At 60.2% G+C, this 17,400-nt stretch carries 12 protein-coding genes and 1 pseudogene; 1 reads left to right on the top strand and 12 read right to left on the bottom strand.

From position 1 onward, the window contains the following. Window positions 1-7 precede the first annotated feature (7 nt). The 8 genes from AC1DVF_RS24560 to prmA all read right to left on the bottom strand — a co-directional run bounded on the left by AC1DVF_RS24560 (window position 8) and on the right by prmA (window position 10,399). Window positions 8-604 (bottom strand): MarC family protein, encoded by a 597-nt coding sequence (locus AC1DVF_RS24560; RefSeq protein ID WP_194935523.1) that lies wholly within the window; start codon window positions 602-604, stop codon window positions 8-10. A gap of 64 nt (window positions 605-668) precedes the next feature. Beyond that, on the bottom strand, window positions 669-3,446 hold the full coding sequence (locus AC1DVF_RS24565) for a hybrid sensor histidine kinase/response regulator (RefSeq protein WP_099757885.1): 2,778 nt from the start codon (window positions 3,444-3,446) through the stop codon (window positions 669-671). Window positions 3,447-3,545: 99 nt separating this feature from the next. Continuing rightward, window positions 3,546-4,841, bottom strand: coding sequence for a phosphoribosylamine--glycine ligase (gene purD / locus AC1DVF_RS24570; protein ID WP_477783283.1), 1,296 nt, complete (start codon window positions 4,839-4,841; stop codon window positions 3,546-3,548). 149 nt (window positions 4,842-4,990) lie between these two features. Then, the gene (gene purH, locus AC1DVF_RS24575; RefSeq protein ID WP_477783284.1) at window positions 4,991-6,598 is read right to left on the bottom strand and encodes a bifunctional phosphoribosylaminoimidazolecarboxamide formyltransferase/IMP cyclohydrolase; all 1,608 of its coding nucleotides are present in this window, start codon (window positions 6,596-6,598) and stop codon (window positions 4,991-4,993) included. An 83-nt stretch (window positions 6,599-6,681) separates the two neighbouring features. Further along, window positions 6,682-7,002 carry a DNA-binding transcriptional regulator Fis gene (gene fis / locus AC1DVF_RS24580; RefSeq protein ID WP_003221275.1) on the bottom strand — a complete coding sequence of 107 codons (321 nt, stop codon included), beginning with the start codon at window positions 7,000-7,002 and terminating at the stop codon, window positions 6,682-6,684. Further along, window positions 6,999-8,009, bottom strand: coding sequence for a tRNA dihydrouridine synthase DusB (gene dusB / locus AC1DVF_RS24585; protein WP_194935525.1), 1,011 nt, complete (start codon window positions 8,007-8,009; stop codon window positions 6,999-7,001). The genes fis and dusB overlap by 4 nt, the downstream gene beginning before the upstream one ends. A 185-nt stretch (window positions 8,010-8,194) precedes the next feature. Further along, the gene (locus AC1DVF_RS24590; protein ID WP_099757888.1) at window positions 8,195-9,490 is read right to left on the bottom strand and encodes a DUF3426 domain-containing protein; all 1,296 of its coding nucleotides are present in this window, start codon (window positions 9,488-9,490) and stop codon (window positions 8,195-8,197) included. 30 nt (window positions 9,491-9,520) lie between these two features. Continuing rightward, window positions 9,521-10,399: a 50S ribosomal protein L11 methyltransferase gene (prmA, locus tag AC1DVF_RS24595; protein WP_093430245.1), complete on the bottom strand. Its 879-nt coding sequence runs from the start codon at window positions 10,397-10,399 to the stop codon at window positions 9,521-9,523. A 192-nt stretch (window positions 10,400-10,591) separates the two neighbouring features. Here prmA and AC1DVF_RS24600 point away from each other — a divergent pair, with 192 nt between their 5' ends. Further along, window positions 10,592-14,551, top strand: coding sequence for a ferritin family protein (locus AC1DVF_RS24600; RefSeq protein WP_460130703.1), 3,960 nt, complete (start codon window positions 10,592-10,594; stop codon window positions 14,549-14,551). Between the two features lie 66 nt (window positions 14,552-14,617). Here AC1DVF_RS24600 and accC read toward each other — a convergent pair whose 3' ends face one another. The 4 genes and pseudogenes from accC to AC1DVF_RS24620 form a co-directional block, all read right to left on the bottom strand. Continuing rightward, a complete protein-coding gene (gene accC, locus AC1DVF_RS24605; RefSeq protein ID WP_093430247.1) occupies window positions 14,618-15,973 on the bottom strand; it encodes an acetyl-CoA carboxylase biotin carboxylase subunit in 1,356 nt (451 codons plus the stop codon). 17 nt (window positions 15,974-15,990) lie between these two features. Continuing rightward, window positions 15,991-16,455 (bottom strand): acetyl-CoA carboxylase biotin carboxyl carrier protein, encoded by a 465-nt coding sequence (gene accB / locus AC1DVF_RS24610; protein WP_093430248.1) that lies wholly within the window; start codon window positions 16,453-16,455, stop codon window positions 15,991-15,993. A gap of 48 nt (window positions 16,456-16,503) precedes the next feature. Then, window positions 16,504-16,956, bottom strand: a complete 453-nt coding sequence (gene aroQ, locus AC1DVF_RS24615; RefSeq protein WP_093430249.1) for a type II 3-dehydroquinate dehydratase — start codon at window positions 16,954-16,956, stop codon at window positions 16,504-16,506. A 239-nt stretch (window positions 16,957-17,195) separates the two neighbouring features. Further along, window positions 17,196-17,400: pseudogene (locus tag AC1DVF_RS24620) on the bottom strand (IS110 family transposase); the annotation flags it as partial.

The following is a 17,400-nucleotide window of genomic DNA, read 5'->3' on the forward strand; positions in this document are numbered from 1 at the left end:
CGCTTGTTCAGGGCACCAAATAGCCTTTGACCCCTGTAAAAATGATCTGCGCCGCCAAGGCGCAAACAAACAATCCCATCAAACGACTGACGATCTGCAAGCCCTGATCGCCCAGAATCCGCTCGATACGATTCGACAGATACAGCACCACGCCGACGGTGAAACTGGCCAGGGCAATACTCATGATCGCGGTGAGTTTGTCGTCCCAGTGCGGCTGGCTGACGCCCATTACCAGCAAGGCACCGATGGTGCCCGGGCCGACCGTCAGCGGGATGGTCAGCGGCACGATGGTGACGTCCTGCTGCACATTGTCGGCCTGTACCGCCGGTTTGCCCTGCGCCATCCCCAGTGCCGAAATGAACAGCACACTGCCGGCGCCGATGCGAAAGGCATCCACGGTGATGCCGAACACATCGAAAATCACCCGCCCGAACAGATACAGCAAGATGCTGGAGACCAGCGTGGCCACGGCGACTTTCCAGGCCAGCCGCCGTTGTTCCTTGCGCGAATAACCGCGGGTCAGGCTGATAAAACACGACAGCACGAAGAACGGGCTGTAGAGCACCAGCATCTTCAGGTAAACGCTGAACAACACATGGAGCATGGTGCAAGCTCACTGGCGAGGGAAGTCGTGGGGGAGTCTATCAGGCGCTACGGGGTCTGTCGGCTCAGGAGGTGGGCGTCGTGGCACGGTTCTGCTGATCACGCTCGGCTACCCAGTGCTCGATCAGCTCGCGCAATTGTGACAACTCGACCGGCTTGGACATGTGCCCATCCATCCCGGCCTGACGCGCGCGCTCCTTGTGTTCGGCGAGAATATGCGCCGTCAACGCCACGATCGGCGTGCGAATGCGTTGATTGCTGACTTCCCAGGCGCGCAATTGCTGGGTCGCCGAGAAGCCATCGAGGATCGGCATTTCGCAGTCCATCAGCACCAGATCGTAACGCTGGGCTTTCATCGCTTGCAGGGCTTCTTCGCCGTTGGCGGCGGTGTCCGGTTGCAGGTTGAGCTTGCCGAGCATGCCGCGAATCACTTTGGTCGAAATCGTGTTGTCTTCGGCGACGAGGATGCGGAAATCGCTCGGCACTTTCGCCGCCGTGGCCGGGGTGACCACTTGCGGCTGGAACACCACCTGACCTTTGTTGCGCTGGTTGAGCTCGTCGGCCAGGGTGGTCTTGAGGGTGTAGCCGGCCACCGGTTTGGCGAGGATGCGTTTGATCCCCGAGTTGCGCGCGATGATCTTGCTCGGTGCATTGCTGATGCCGGTGAGCATGATCAGCAGGATGTCGTGGTTCAGACTCGGGTCTTCCTTGATCTTGGCCGCGAGCTGCATGCCGGTCATGCCGGGCATGTTCTGATCGAGCAACACCACATCAAAGTAATCACGCAGGTGCGCCTTGGTCCGCAGGAGAGCCAACGCTTCCTTGCCTGAAGGTACGGCGCTGACATTCAGCCCCCACGCACTGCATTGCTGGACCAGCACTTTGCGGCAGGTGTCGTTGTCGTCGACCACCAGGACCCGCGCGCCCTGCAGCGGACTGTCGAGATCGGAGGTCGGGTGTTCGAGGCGGTCGGGGTCCAGCGGCAAAGTCAGCCATAACGTGCTGCCCTGATTGGCGCCGCTCTTGATGCCGAACTCGCCATGCATCAAGCGGATCAGTTGTCGCGCGATCACCAGCCCCAGGTTGCCACCCAGACGATTGGCCGAAAGGAAGTGCTTGCTGTGCAGTTCGGCGTGCATCAGTGCGTCGCGTTCTTCCTGCTCCATCGGTTCACCGCTGTCCTGCACGGCGATGCGCAGACGCGGTTTGTTGCTGCGCTCGTCGAGGGCGACGACGATCAGCACTTCACCTTCATCGGTTTTCTTCAGGGCGTTTTCCAGCAGGCTCAGCAGAGTCTGGCGCAGGCGGGTCGGGTCGCCACTGATCACCCGCGGTACTTGCGGCTGGATAAAGCTGATCAGTTCGACGTTCTGCTGTTCGGCCTTGGCTCGATAGATACTCAGACAGTCGTCGATCAAGGCATTGAGGTCGAACTGCACATCGTCCAGTTCGATCTGCCCGGACTCGAGCTTGGAGATGTCGAGAATCTCGTTGATCAACGTCAGCAATTCGTTGCCGGCGCTGTGAATGGTCTGCACGTAGTCGCGTTGCTTGACCGACAGTGGCGTGCCCAGCAGCAGTTCGGTCATGCCCAGCACGCCGTTCATCGGCGTGCGGATTTCGTGGCTGATCTTGGCAAGGAACTCGGCTTTGGCGTTGATCTCGGCATTGCTCGCGGCGAGGTCGCGGCTGACGCTGAAACGACTTTCGGTGATGCTGCGCTGACGCTCGCCGAGGGCGATGCTCATCAGCAGCCCGCTGATACAGATGAATGCCATCAGGGTCATGATCAGACCCTGCGGCGAGACCAGTGTCAGCCCCAGCAACGCGGGAAGAATGATCAAGGTGCCGATGTTGAACACCACCATTGCGGCGACGAACAGGCGCGCCGGGCGGTAACCCTTCTGCCAGTGATAGAAGGCGACAAACAACATGCTCAGGCCGGCCAGGGCCACCAGGGCATAGGTGATGATGTTCAGCGGCAGGGTGTTGACGAACAGCAGCAACAGACTGCAGGTGACGATAAACAGGATGTCGCCAATCAACAGTTTGTTCAGCGGGTGCGGGCCGAGCGGCGCGAAGAAGCGATAGGCGAACATCAACCCTGCTGGAGCGGTCAGCAGCAATGCCAGATAGGCGCCCGGGGTCTGCACCGCGTGCCAGTTCGGCAGCCAAGGGCCGGCGAGGTTGAGCAGCAGCAACAGACTGAGGCCCAGCAGGCCCTCGCAGACCGCCAGCCACAGGCTGCTGCGCGAGCGGGAGTAGGCGTAGCGCACAAGGTTGTGCAACAGCAGCATGGCGAGACAGCCGAACAGCAAGCCGAAGATCAGCGTCTGATTGTGGTTGGCCGCGCTCATCACCGCCGATTGCAGGGTGACGTGCGGGCGCAACTGGTGATCGGAGACCAGGCGCAGATAAACATCGAGCGGTTTGTCGGTCTGTGGCAACGGCAGCATGAAGTCGCTGCTCGGCAACGGCCTTTCGGCCTGTGGCTGGTCGGTGCCGGTGTTGCGTTGCTCGATCAGCTTGTCACCGTCGAGTACGTAGAGATTGAGCTGTGACAGGTCGGGGGCAAAGATGCGCAGCACTTGTTCGTGCTTGCCCGGCGCCAGTTTGAAGCGCAACCACAGGGCGCCATCGGGCTCGGCCGCAGTGAGGCGGTCGAGGTCGATGGGGCTGAATTGATTGGTGTAGCGAGCGGAGCGGATATCGCTCAGTTGCAGATTGCCCTGATCGTCAAGCAATACCGACCAGCCACTGCCTTGCGCGGCCTGGGCCGGGAGCATGCAGAGCAAGGTCAGCAACGTGACGGTGAAGCTTATGGCAATCCTGAGCCAGCGCACGGCGAAATCCCTTCGTAGGTTGATGCCAGAATATAACGATGCGCCGCGGCGGAACAGTCCGGCGAGGAACGGTATCCCTCGCCGGACTTGATGAACAGCTTATTCCTGGGTTTCGCCACGTTCACGGGCAATGGCGCGGTAGCCAATGTCCTTGCGGTAGAAGCAGCCTTCCCAGTCGATGGCCTCGGCCAGCTTGTAGGCTTGCTGCTGGGCTTCACCGACGCTAGCGCCCATTGCGGTGGCGCAGAGTACGCGACCACCGGCAGTGACGACCTGACCATCCTTCAACGCGGTACCGGCGTGGAAGACTTTGCCTTCCAGGCTGGCCGCTGCGTCCAGACCGTTGATCGCCGCGCCCTTGGCGTAGTCGCCCGGGTAGCCGCCAGCGGCCAGCACGATGCCGACGCTCGGGCGTGGATCCCACTGTGCTTCAACCTTGTCCAGCGCTTGCGCCAGAGCGGCTTCAACCAACAGCACCAGGCTCGATTGCAGACGCAGCATCACCGGTTGGGTTTCCGGGTCGCCGAAGCGGCAGTTGAACTCGATAACCTTTGGATTACCAGCCTTGTCGATCATCAGGCCGGCGTAGAGGAAACCGGTGTAGACATTGCCTTCGTCAGCCATGCCACGCACGGTCGGCCAGATCACCAGATCCATCACGCGCTGGTGCACGTCGGCAGTGACCACCGGGGCAGGGGAGTAGGCACCCATGCCGCCAGTGTTCGGGCCGCTGTCGCCGTCGCCAACACGTTTGTGGTCCTGGCTGGTGGCCATCGGCAGGACGTTTTTGCCATCGACCATGACGATGAACGAGGCTTCTTCGCCGTCGAGGAATTCTTCAATCACCACGCGCGAACCTGCGTCACCGAAGGCATTGCCAGCAAGCATGTCGCGCACGGCGTCTTCGGCTTCGGCCAGGGTCATGGCGACGATCACGCCTTTACCGGCCGCCAGGCCATCGGCCTTGATCACGATCGGTGCGCCTTTTTCACGCAGATACGCCAGGGCCGGCTCGATTTCGGTGAAGTTCTGGTAGTCGGCGGTCGGGATCTTGTGGCGAGCCAGGAAGTCCTTGGTGAAGGCCTTCGAACCTTCCAGCTGCGCAGCGCCGGCGGTCGGACCGAAGCAGTCCAGGCCACGGGAGCGGAACAGATCAACAACGCCGGCGACCAGCGGCACTTCCGGGCCGACGATGGTCAGGGAAACGTTTTTCTCGGCAAAGTCGGCCAGTTGCTCAAGGGCCAGCACGTCGATGGCGACGTTCTCGCACTTGGCTTCAATGGCGGTGCCAGCGTTGCCCGGTGCGACGAAAACTTTCTGCACGCGCGGATCCTGAGCCACTTTCCAGGCCAGGGCGTGTTCACGGCCACCGCTGCCAATGATCAAAACATTCATTTCAAAAACCTCGGATGACGCTAATTCTGTGGGGGCTGATCGTTCCCACGCTCTGCGTGGGAATGCCTCTACGGACGCTCTGCGTCCAAGGGACGCGGAGCGTCCCGGGCTGCGTGCCCACGCAGAGCGTGGGTACGATCAAGCAATAATCAGTGACGGAAGTGGCGCATTCCTGTGAACACCATCGCGATGCCAGCCTCATCGGCAGCAGCAATCACTTCAGCATCACGCATCGAGCCGCCCGGCTGGATCACCGCAGTGATGCCGACCTTGGCCGCGTTGTCGAGGCCATCGCGGAACGGGAAGAACGCGTCCGATGCCATCACCGAACCGGCAACTTGCAGGCCAGCGTGCTCAGCCTTGATCGCGGCGATACGCGCCGAGTTTACTCGGCTCATCTGGCCCGCGCCGACACCGATGGTCTGACGGTTCTTGGCGTAGACGATGGCGTTGGACTTGACGTACTTGGCCACTTTCCAAGCGAAGATCAGGTCATGGACTTCCTGTTCGGTCGGCGCGCGTTTGGTCACGACTTTGAGGTCATCGGCGCTGATCATGCCGATGTCGCGGCTCTGTACCAGCAGACCGCCATTGACGCGTTTGTAGACCCACGCGGCTGCGCGGTCTGCCGACCACTCGCCGCAGGCCAGCAGGCGCACGTTGGCTTTGGCTGCAACGATGGCGCGAGCCTCTTCGCTGACGCTCGGGGCGATGATCACTTCAACGAACTGACGCTCGACGATCGCTTTGGCGGTCTCGGCATCCAGTTCACGGTTGAAGGCGATGATGCCGCCGAATGCCGATTCGGTGTCAGTCGCGTAAGCCAGTTCGTAAGCCTGACGGATGCCGCCTTCAGCGTCCGGGCTGACGGCCACGCCGCACGGGTTGGCGTGCTTGACGATCACGCAGGCTGGCTTGACGAAGCTCTTCACACACTCCAGCGCGGCGTCGGTGTCGGCCACGTTGTTGTACGACAGTTCTTTGCCTTGCAGTTGGGTCGCGGTAGCGATGCCGACTTCGGCAGGCTTGGCTTCCACGTAGAACGCCGCGCTCTGGTGCGGGTTCTCGCCGTAGCGCATTTCCTGGGCCTTGATGAACTGGCTGTTGAAGGTGCGCGGGAATTCGCTGCGGCCTTCAGTGCTCAGGGTTTCAGCCGCTTGATTCACGGTGCCCATGTAGTTGGCGATCATGCCGTCGTAGGCAGCCGTGTGTTCGAAGGCCTTGAGCATCAGGTCGAAACGCTGCGCGTAGGTCAGGCCACCGGCTTTCAGGCCTTCCAGGACGCTGGCGTAATCGCTGGCATTCACCACGATCGCTACGTCTTTATGGTTTTTCGCTGCCGAACGGACCATGGTCGGGCCGCCAATGTCGATGTTCTCGATGGCGGTCGGCAGGTCGCAGCCTGGCTTGTTGATGGTGGCTTCGAACGGATACAGGTTGACCGCCACCAGATCGATCGGCTTGATGCCGTGCTCGCTCATGATTGCGTCGTCGATACCGCGACGACCGAGGATGCCGCCGTGGATTTTCGGGTGCAGGGTTTTCACCCGACCGTCCATCATTTCGGCGAAACCGGTGTAATCCGCGACTTCCACTGCGGCAACACCGTTGTCGCGCAGCAGCTTGAACGTTCCGCCGGTGGAGAGGATCTCGACGCCCAGAGCTTCAAGCTCCTTGGCGAATTCGAGGATCCCGGTCTTGTCGGAAACGCTGATCAAGGCGCGGCGGATCGGCAGGCGGGTAGTCTGGTCGGTCATCTCAATTTCCATCAAAAGCAAAGGAAGTCAGCAAAAAAGGCGACCGTTTTTTACGCGGGCGCCTTTCTGGTTTGATTGAATGCTTACAGCAGATCGTACTGCTTGAGTTTCTTGCGCAGCGTGCCGCGGTTAAGTCCGAGCAGCTCACTGGCCTTGGTCTGGTTGCCCTTGACGTAGTTCATCACGCTTTCGAGCAGGGGAGCCTCGACTTCGGAGAGCACCAGGTTGTACACATCCGTGACGGACGCGCCCTCAAGGTGGGCGAAATAATTGTGCAGCGCCTTCTCGACACTCCCGCGAAGGGTCTGGCCTTCTTCGCTCGGGGTATTGAGGTGCTGTTTCAAATTCACGTTGTCGCTCACGGGTGCTGTTCCACTCACTAAAGTCTCGGTCATCATCGTCATGCGGCCACCCCTTCTTCGTCCCCTGTCAGGCTCTTGTAACGCTCGGCGAAAAACTCCCGAACGTTGGCGCATTGTGTTTCCGTACCATCCAAACGATTGAAGTGGGCGCGAAACTCCCTGGCGCCCGGCAAGGTTGCGAGATACCAGCCCACATGCTTGCGCGCAATGCGCACGCCCATCACATCCCCATAGAAAGTGTGAAGGGCGGCCAGATGCTCCAGCAGAATGTGTTCCACTTCGATCAGCTCCGGTGCCGGCAATTTCTCGCCGGTACGCAGGAAGTGTTCGATCTCGCGAAAAATCCATGGCCGCCCTTGGGCGGCGCGGCCTACCAACAGGCCATCGGCACCGGTCGCGTCGAGCACGTAACGGGCCTTTTCCGGCGAATCGATATCGCCATTGGCAAACACCGGGATCGACACCGCCTGCTTGATCGCGGCAATCGTGTCGTACTCGGCTTCACCGGTGTACAGATCGGCGCGAGTGCGGCCATGCACTGCCAGCGCGGTGATCCCGGCCTGCTCGGCGATCTTCGCCACGGTCAGGCCGTTCTTGTTGTCGCGATCCCATCCGGTGCGGATCTTCAAGGTGACCGGCACATCAACCGCAGCCACAACGGCCTGCAGGATCTCGGTCACCAGTGCTTCGTCCTTCAACAACGCGGAACCGGCGGCCTTGTTGCAGACCTTCTTTGCCGGGCAACCCATGTTGATATCAATAATCTGCGCGCCCAATTCGACGTTGGCCCGGGCCGCATCCGCCAGCATCTGCGCGTCGCCACCGGCAATCTGCACCGAGCGGGGCTCGGGATCGCCTTCGTGGATCATGCGCATGCGCGACTTGCGGGTGTTCCACAGGCTCATGTCACTGGTGACCATTTCCGAGACTACAAGCCCTGCGCCCAAACGCTTGCACAGCTGACGAAAGGGCTGGTCGGTGACGCCCGCCATCGGGGCGAGAATCAAGCCGTTCTGCAATGTGTATGGGCCGATGCGTACCGCCGACATAGGACTTCCCTGAGGTGGGGCCGGATCATGAGAGTTCGAAAAAGGGTTGGCATGATACCCGCTCTCGATGACTGGATAAAGGCTGAATTGAACAAAATCTGAACAGTTATTCCGTTATCGCCACAGGTTTGGTTGTGGGTGGCAAAGTCAGAAAACCGCCGTCAATTGCAAACCGCCGCAGGGATTCACTCGGGCGAGTGGAAACTCAGGCTGTAATTCACTGCTTTCGGGCCTGGGTCGAGGATATCCAGCGCAATGTGGATCGGCGTTTGCGGCGGCATTTCCGCCAGACCTTCGAGGTCCCCTCTGAGGTACTCGCCGGGTTTGAAGCGACGACTGGCGATCAAGTGGCCATTGAGGTCGGCGAAACGCAGTTCCAGTAATGGAAAGGGCTGAGAAAATGTCGCGCGGTTATAAATGATCGCGTCGACCACCAATGCGCCGTTGAACTCTGGATGACTGCGCACCACCAGGTTGCTGCTCTTGATCCGGGCGATGTCGACCTTGGACGGCACCGTGCAGCCGATCTGCGGGCAGATTTGCTGGAACCACGGACGGTATTGATCCTGGCGGGCGAGTTCGTCGAAATGATAGGCGATGTATTGGGCAGCCAGTCCGCCCGCCGCCAGTAGCACCAACAGCAACCAGAGCAAACGGCGTCCCCACGGCGAGCGGCGTTTCTGCCAGTCCAGTTGCAGCGGGTCGTCAGTCAGGTCCTGCAGGACTTCAGCACGTACACCGGGTTCTGCGCGCTCGCGCTTTTTGCGCAGCGGCTCGATCGATGGCAACTCGTCGCCGTCATCGTTATCGTCGCTGGCAGAAAATCGTTCACGACGGGCATTCGGATCGATCGGGTCGTGAAGGCGCAGTTGCGGGATCGCCGGCTCGTCGTCGAGATCTACCGGTTCCAAAGTCAGCGAAGGCTCGGTGCGCGCGGCTTTGGCCGGTTCGATCTCCGAGACTTCTGCCTCGTCGTCGGGCTCGATCGTGTGCTCATCGGCATGTTCGCTGAACAGGCTGTCGCGCCAGACGGTTTCGTCCGGCTCAGGCATGTCGCGCCGGGCGCTCAGGGAATCTTCGCGGGGACGACCGAATTCGGTGGTCGGCTGGATTTCCCGTTGCTCGAGGCGGGCAAGTTCCTGGTCCAGATCGAGGCTGTCGAGATCCAGCTCCGAGGCGCTCCACTGCTTTTGGCTGATGGCGCGCGGTGCCGGCGGCTCGACGATGGCTACGGGTTCGACGGCTGGCGTCGACTCGACAATCGGCGGTGGCTCCGCAATCGGCAGTGGCTCGGCAAGCGACGGCGCGAGCGGCGTCACCGCGTCCTTGCCAGCGTGTTGTTCCAGCAGCTGTTTGGCGGCATTGAACACTTGCAGGCAGGAGCCGCAGCGAACCACCCCGCGGGCCACGCTCAATTGAGCATGGCTGACACGGAAACTGGTTTGGCAATGCGGGCACTGGGTGACGAAACTGTCAGTCATGCGGCGATCCGGATTATGCAGGCGGACATATTAGCGCCGACGGCCGGTGATGCGCACCCAGCCATCGCGATTGGCGATCGGGTCGAGATCGAAGTCCTGTGCATAAGCGGCAGCGACTTCATCACCTTGTTCCGCGAGGATGCCCGACAGGGCCAGACGACCGCCGGATTTGACCAGGCCAGACAGTTGCGGCGCCAGCGAAACCAGCGGACCGGCAAGAATGTTGGCAACCAGCACGTCAGCTTGAACCTGCGGCAAGTCTTGCGGCAGGTACAGCGGGAACAGTTCGTCGGCAATATTGTTGCGACCGGCGTTGTCGCGCGAGGCTTCCAGCGCCTGCACGTCGATGTCGGTACCAACGGCTTCTTTCGCACCGAGCAACAGGGCGGCGATCGCCAGAATTCCCGAACCGCAACCGAAGTCGAGCACGTCGCAGTCTTTCAGGTCCTGGCCGTCGAGCCATTCCAGGCACAAAGCGGTGGTCGGGTGAGTGCCGGTGCCGAACGCCAGGCCCGGATCCAGCAGCAGGTTGACCGCATCAGGTTCCGGCGCGGCGTGCCAGCTCGGCACGATCCACAGGCGCTGGCCGAAACGCATCGGCTGGAAACCGTCCATCCAGCTGCGTTCCCAGTCCTGATCTTCGATGACTTCGCTGTGGTGTTCGGGCAGCGGGCTGCCGGTCAGCAGTTCCAGATGGGCCAGTACCGGGGCTGGTTCGGTGCCGCCTTCGAACAGCGCCAGCAAGTGGGTGTGCGACCACAATGGGGTGGTGTTGAGTTCCGGTTCGAAGATCGGCTGGTCTTCGGCGTCCATGAAGGTCACCGACACGGCGCCGACTTCGAGGAATGCGTCCTCGTAGGTTTCGGCTTGTTCGGGGGTGATGGCGAGACGGACTTGCAGCCAAGGCATGGCGGGCACCTTTGAAAATCTGTGGGGCAGCCCGAAGCTGCAAAAGCGCGCAGTTTACGCCAGGTCGCCGGCAAAGTGGACACGCCTCTTGGCTGTTACACATTCGCCGGCGCGATATACATATGTATCCCCGGAGCGCGGTTGCCGGCAAATAGAGTGAAAGCTCATTTCTACGCAAGCGGGCTGGACGATATGGCGAGTGAACAAGGGATTGTAGAAGAAAAACCACCGGAAGCCGCTGCGCCCACAGGGACGGCCCAGGAGATTCTGCTGCGGATCACGCGTTGGCAGGTACTCATCGACAAGCGCCTGAGCAGTCAGCTGACCTTGTTGGAGGCCATGGAAGCTTTCGCGTTGACCGAGCTGCGCAATCATTACCCGCACGGCAATATCGATCCGGGTTTTGTGCTGGCTTTGCTCGATTCGATTCTGCAGAAAATCATCGACGGCAAGCCGATGATGTACCTGGCGATTCAGGACGCTCCGTACCGCTGGCCGGGTGCTGCTGACCGGGGATTTCCGCTCGGCCATCGTCAAGCGGTCATCCAGACTGTGGAGAGCGTTTCTGAGCATTTCCTTGATCAATACAAAAACTACCTGCGAACACATTGGGAAACCAAAGGGCAGGAGCCTGCGTTCGATCAGTTGGTTTTGCGCAAATTGCAGCGTTATATCGATGACATCGACGCGCTGTTCCAGACTGACCGGCTCGTGCGACTGACGCCGGATCGATTGCGCAGGCAAATCGAAAAGGTTCAGGAGCGAGGCGCTCGCCGCTATCGGTTGACCGCACTGGCAACGGGTGCGGAAAAGAAGAGGCTCGAAGCGCTGTCATACGCGCAATTGCCGCATTGGCTGCGGGTGCTGAACGAACCGGAGCGTGCCAGGCTGCGCCGTTATCAAGAACAGACGTCGCAGGCCCAGGCAGCGCTCGATGATCTGCTGGAAGGCTACGGCTCGTTGCGCGCCTATGCCCGGCAACAGGCGATTGACTATATCCAGCTCAAACTCGACATGGAGGTGGAACCGGACCGGATCGATGTCCGCCTGAGGTGGCTTTCAGCGGTCGGCGAGCCGACGCAGAACCGCAGTTTGAGCCAGTTGCTCGCGGCGGGGCCGATCGGTACGGATTTCGCTGCCGTTCTGGAAGTCACCAGTGGTTCTTCGCGACGCAATCAGCCGCTGGAGCCGGCATTCATCGCCGACATGCTGGCCGGCCAGGATTATCCGGTCGGGTACCTGCGAGCCCTCGCCGGGCAGTATGAGCGCGAGGACGTACAAAAGGCCTTGATCGACTGGTTTGTCGCGCGACTCAAGCAAAGCGCGTTCGTTGCGCGTTGTGCGGGGCATCTGGCGGTGGACGATCATGATCGTCTCGAATCGATGTGGGCAGGGGAAGCCATGGGCGAATCTTTGCGCGTCGCCGCACTGGCTTTACCCAACGGCATGCAGTGTGCCGACTTTCTGGTGTTTTACCGGCAAGAGCCTGCACCAGCGGTGAGCGATCTGCTGCTGTACGCGCCAAACAAGCCAGACGGCCAGGAGTGGGTGCGCCTGCCTTCGCTGGCGGCATTGACCGGAGAAGTCTGGGGCTGGACGCAGAGCGAGTCCGGTCGCGAATATCTTTTGCAGCAGCTTTCTCCCACTGCCCATCGGCGAGCGCGGGAGTATCTTGTCGCCGTGGCTGCCGACCCTGGCCGTTGGGGTATGAGCAGTGATATTCGGCGTGCGCCCCTGCCGTTCGCTCAGTGCGTCGAAGCGGCTGTAAAAATGGGCCTGGCCAAAAACCTGCAGCAGGTCGAAGAGGACAACTTACTGCGCTGGAACTCAACGCTGACCCTGGATGCGCGTCGACGCCTCAGTAGTCTGAATCAGGAGCTGGTTGTTCATCAGCAGGTCTTCAATGAATTGCTGGGCGGTTTCGAAGTCTTTGTCGATTTTGCCAGACGCACGGTGGCCGCAGAGATCGCACCTTATATGCGCAGCAAACAGGTGCTGGAACCGGTTGATCCGGCCACCGTGTTGATCGATTACAACGCCGGCATCGCCGATCGCAGGAAACAGTCGGTAGCCAGCCTGCTCGATCTGGCGATCTACGGCTATGACGACAACGCTGGTATCGACAATCCGAAAAAGGGCGTGCGCTCATCCGTTGGCCAGGATCTGAGCGAGGTGCGCAGCGCCGATCTGGCGTTGTATCTGCGCGGGGCCTGGCTGGGTGAGAAGTACGCCAGCGAAATCCGAGGCAAATATCTCGACGCTCGCCATGCGGACTACGAGCCGCGCCGGTTTGCCTGGCGCAATGTGCTGCTGTCGACAATGGATCGTGACTTGCGGGTTGCGCGAAGTCAGGCACGGCTAAGCGACACGGTGTATACAGCGCTCGTCCGCCAGGTCTCGCTGTTGAGTCAATTGCCAACGTCAGGGGGCCATTTGCCGGGCGCCAACAGGGTCACGACTGACGGCGTATTCAGATTTACTGTGCGTGGTCATGTCGTACTCGGGGTTTATGTTTTTACTGCTTTCGATCCCGAGCCGTCTTGGTGGTTGTATACCCCGGATGCTCCTGACGGCCTTGCGGTGCGCCCGTACCATTCACTGTTTGGCGACATCGCCGGCGAGCTGCATGACTACTTGATGGCGCGCACGGCGGTTGCTGCACGCAAAACCGTTTCGCTCTCCTTGCATGCGATAGCGGTAAAAAATCAGCGCGTCGATACGCTGTACGAAGCGCAGCGAGTGAGCGACGCGCGGGTTGAGTTCAACGCTTACATCGAGCGCACGGTTACGGATGTGCACGACATCACGACCAGCCGCGCGGAAATGATCGAAAGACAGGTGGTCAAGGGACTGATGTTCGCCGCCGCGCCGTTCTGCATGGTGTTTCCGCCCTTCGCCTTGCTGCTGGACGTGGTGTTCATTGCCGTCAGTGCCGGTGATGCCGTCGCGGCGCATCTGGAGGGCGATGTCGATGGCGCGCTCGGCCATTGGCTTGAGGCGTCGTGGGGCGCGCTGTTTGCCATGGTTGGCGCCGGCAGTACGGTCAAGTTACTCGGGCGCACGGTCAGAAATCTGAAGCACACGACGCGGCCGGTCTCATTGCTCACCGAACGCTTGAGCACGGTGGCTCCGATTCGCAAGGAGGCGCTGCCGGCGGTTCGCAAGGTGCGTTTTCACGCCAGACAGGCCGTCAGCAACAAGCCGGATAATTTGCAGCAGGTCACTGAAGAAGGTGTCTTTTTTGGCACATGGCGCAGTCCGCCCAGTGCTGCGCAGCCCCAACCGACCTATTACATCCGCAACAGAGGCAAGTACTTCCAGGTCAGGGAAAACCCGCATTTCGGCGGGCTCAGCCTGATCGATGCCCGGCGCCCCGAAGCCATTTATCAGCGCCCCGTACGTCTGACCGCGAGTGGCAAATGGACGCATGACCGGGTCGGGCTGCGCGGCGGCAATGATCAGGTACGTAATCTTGGTCGAGTGAACAATCTGCGCAATGCGTTTCCCGGCCGGGTCGAGCCAGTGCTGAACCGTGGTGCGTTGCAGGGCGAGGCTGTGGTGGCGAAGTTTGTCGCCGGGTCTATGGACAATTATCTGTTTTCGCTGAATGCGCAGACCTGCGTGATTGCCTCGATGTACAACCCGGCGACAAAGGTCGGCGCAGTCATTCATTTCGATCACAACATTCGCTCGCTGATCAACCACACCGTCAAGGATGCGATGACGCGTCTGGGAGGCTCGCCCAAAGATGTTCGGGTCACGCTGGTGGGCGGTGACTGGCTGACCGGCACCGACATCGGTGGACCGGTCAGGAGTGTATTGCGTCAACAGGGGCTGAGGCCGACATGGGATTACTGGTCGTATTCTTCCTGTCTGGGTAATACCTATGCTGTTTCGTTGAATCTGAACAACGGTGTTTCGACGGTGTTCAAGACTTCCGCCAGCCAGTTTGAACGCTTGTATTCACCGGTTTTGCAGCGGGCCAGATATGCCAGCGATCCGGTGTCGAAACGCGCACAGGTATTCATGGAGCGGTTTCGTCGAAAGCCATTGCACCAAGATGCCTCTGGCGCTGTAGTCGACCAGAACGGGCGCCGGGCAACCCCTGAAATGATTCAGGGGCAAGCTTTTACCTTGGTGTCGATGAACTGATGCGCTGGTTGCAGGCATAAAAAAACCCGATCCACAGGGATCGGGTTTTTCCACGCCAGGTCAGTCTTACGACTGCTTGGCCAGCTTGTGCTCGAGGTAGTGAATGTTCACGCCACCTTTGCAGAAGCCTTCGTCACGAACCAGGTCACGGTGCAGCGGGATGTTGGTCTTGATCCCGTCAACCACGATTTCGTCCAGGGCATTGCGCATGCGGGCCATGGCTTCGTCGCGGGTCGCGCCGTAAGTGATCAGCTTGCCGATCAGCGAGTCGTAGTTCGGTGGAACCGCATAACCGCTGTACAGGTGCGAATCGACGCGAACGCCGTTGCCGCCTGGTGCGTGGAAATGCTTGACCGTGCCCGGGCTCGGCATGAAGGTTTTCGGGTCTTCAGCGTTGATCCGGCATTCCAGCGAGTGGCCACGAATAACCACGTCATCCTGAGTGAACGACAGCTTGTTGCCAGCGGCGATGCTGAGCATCTCCTTGACGATGTCGATACCGGTGACCATTTCCGAAACCGGGTGCTCCACCTGAACACGGGTGTTCATTTCGATGAAGTAGAAACGACCGTTTTCGTAGAGGAACTCGAAGGTGCCGGCGCCACGGTAACCGATGTCGATGCACGCCTTGACGCAACGAGCCAACACTTCTTCGCGAGCCTTCTCGTCGATGCCCGGTGCCGGCGCTTCTTCGAGAACCTTCTGGTGGCGGCGTTGCAGCGAGCAATCGCGGTCGCCCAGATGGATGGCGTGGCCCTGGCCGTCGGACAGAACCTGCACTTCGACGTGACGCGGATTGGTCAGGAATTTTTCCAGATAGACCATCGGGTTGCCGAACGCCGCGCCTGCTTCGGAGCGGGTCAGTTTCGCCGAGGCGATCAGGTCTTCTTCCTTGTGCACCACGCGCATGCCGCGACCACCACCGCCACCAGCGGCTTTGATGATCACCGGGTAGCCGACTTCACGACCGATGCGCAATGCCGTTTCTTCGTCTTCCGGCAGCGGGCCATCGGAACCTGGAACGGTTGGCACGCCTGCTTCGATCATCGCGTGCTTGGCCGAGACCTTGTCACCCATCAGGCGAATGGTGTCGGCTTTCGGGCCGATGAACGCGAAGCCGGAGTTCTCGACCTGCTCGGCAAAATCGGCGTTTTCCGCGAGGAAACCGTAGCCTGGGTGAATGGCGGTAGCGCCAGTCACTTCAGCGGCAGCGATGATGGCCGGGATGTGCAGGTAGGACTGAGCGGCAGAAGCCGGGCCGATGCAGACGGATTCGTCTGCCAGACCCAAGTGCATCAGCTCTTTGTCGGCCTTGGAGTAAACGGCGACGGTCTTGATGCCCATCTCTTTGCAGGCACGCAGAATCCGCAGGGCGATCTCACCGCGGTTAGCGATCAGAACTTTTTCCAACTTCGCAGTCATCAAAGGCTCTCCGCAGTTCAAACGATGGTGAACAGCGGTTGGTCGTACTCAACCGGCTGGCCGTCTTCGACGAGGATGGACTCGATCACACCGCTGGTTTCAGCTTCGATGTGGTTCATCATCTTCATGGCTTCGACGATGCACAGAGTGTCGCCTTTCTTCACGGTCTGGCCGACTTCAACGAAGGACGGCGAGGTTGGCGAAGATTTGCGATAGAAGGTGCCGACCATCGGCGAACGGGCAACAGTGCCGTTCAGCGCTGGTGCAGCAGCGGCAGCCGGGGCTGCGGCAGCAACCGGAGCAGCGGCGGCGGCAGGTGCGGCAGCCGGAGCGTGCATCGGAGCCGGCGCGTAGTACTGCTGAGCCGGGGTCTTGCTGTGACGGCTGATGCGTACGGACTCTTCGCCTTCCTTGATCTCGAGCTCGTCGATGCCGGACTCTTCCAGCAATTCGATCAGTTTCTTAACTTTACGGATATCCATGAATCATCAACTCCCAAGGGTCGGTCAGGGGCGTTTAACGCTTGTAGTTCAAGCCGTTGCCTGTGTTTCAAGCTGTTCTAGCGCAGCCTCCAGGGCCAGTCGGTAACCGCTGGCGCCAAGGCCGCAGATCACTCCCACCGCTACGTCGGAGAAGTAAGAGTGATGGCGGAAAGGTTCGCGTTTGTGCACGTTGGACAAATGCACTTCGATGAATGGGATGCTCACTCCCAGCAACGCGTCACGTAATGCGACACTTGTGTGCGTAAAAGCTGCTGGATTGATCAGAATGAAATCGACCCCTTCGCCACGCGCGGCGTGGATGCGGTCGATCAATTCGTACTCGGCATTGCTTTGCAGATACAGCAGATGATGACCGGCTTCACGGGCGCGGCGCTCCAGATCCTGATTGATCTGCGCCAGGGTCGTTGAACCGTAAGTGCCGGGTTCGCGGGTGCCGAGCAGGTTCAGGTTGGGGCCGTGCAGCACCAGGAGGGTCGCCATCTGCGTAGTCCTTGTTATGAATGAGCAATCGTCAGAACCCGGCGACTATGCCGCAAAGACTTTGTGACTGTCCAGTTCTATGCAATAGCCAGCACGATGGCCGATGTTTGCGCGAAATATGTGACCAAGTGGTTTGATCCGGTCATTTGTGGTGTCTGGACTGACGCCTTCGCGAGCAGGCTCGCTCCCACAGGGGTACATATTCCAATGTGGGAGATTCTATGGTTGAGGGGAAGCCCTCAACTGACTTTTGCCTGATATTCGCTTTGCCCTTTCAGCAAGGCGAATACCACCCGAGCAAGTTTGCGAGCCAGCATCACCAACGCCTGCGTGGTGCTGAAACCCCGTGCTCTTTGGGCTTCGTAAAACCCTTTCCAGGCTATCGTACGGCTAGCCGACATCGCTGCGTTGTGCAAAAGTCGGCGGGCCTCGGGGTCTCCGCGC

The organism is Pseudomonas sp. P4_D7 (assembly GCF_056401755.1).

Excerpts from the sequence above, each read along its gene's own strand:
- AC1DVF_RS24560 (WP_194935523.1), bottom strand. The coding sequence starts at position 604 with ATGCTCCATGTGTTGTTCAGCGTTTACCTGAAGATGCTGGTGCTCTAC.
- purD (WP_477783283.1), bottom strand. The coding sequence starts at position 4,841 with ATGAATGTTTTGATCATTGGCAGCGGTGGCCGTGAACACGCCCTGGCC.
- purH (WP_477783284.1), bottom strand. The coding sequence starts at position 6,598 with ATGACCGACCAGACTACCCGCCTGCCGATCCGCCGCGCCTTGATCAGC.
- fis (WP_003221275.1), bottom strand. The coding sequence starts at position 7,002 with ATGACGATGATGACCGAGACTTTAGTGAGTGGAACAGCACCCGTGAGC.
- dusB (WP_194935525.1), bottom strand. The coding sequence starts at position 8,009 with ATGTCGGCGGTACGCATCGGCCCATACACATTGCAGAACGGCTTGATT.
- AC1DVF_RS24590 (WP_099757888.1), bottom strand. The coding sequence starts at position 9,490 with ATGACTGACAGTTTCGTCACCCAGTGCCCGCATTGCCAAACCAGTTTC.
- prmA (WP_093430245.1), bottom strand. The coding sequence starts at position 10,399 with ATGCCTTGGCTGCAAGTCCGTCTCGCCATCACCCCCGAACAAGCCGAA.
- AC1DVF_RS24600 (WP_460130703.1), top strand. The coding sequence starts at position 10,592 with ATGGCGAGTGAACAAGGGATTGTAGAAGAAAAACCACCGGAAGCCGCT.
- accC (WP_093430247.1), bottom strand. The coding sequence starts at position 15,973 with ATGACTGCGAAGTTGGAAAAAGTTCTGATCGCTAACCGCGGTGAGATC.
- accB (WP_093430248.1), bottom strand. The coding sequence starts at position 16,455 with ATGGATATCCGTAAAGTTAAGAAACTGATCGAATTGCTGGAAGAGTCC.
- aroQ (WP_093430249.1), bottom strand. The coding sequence starts at position 16,956 with ATGGCGACCCTCCTGGTGCTGCACGGCCCCAACCTGAACCTGCTCGGC.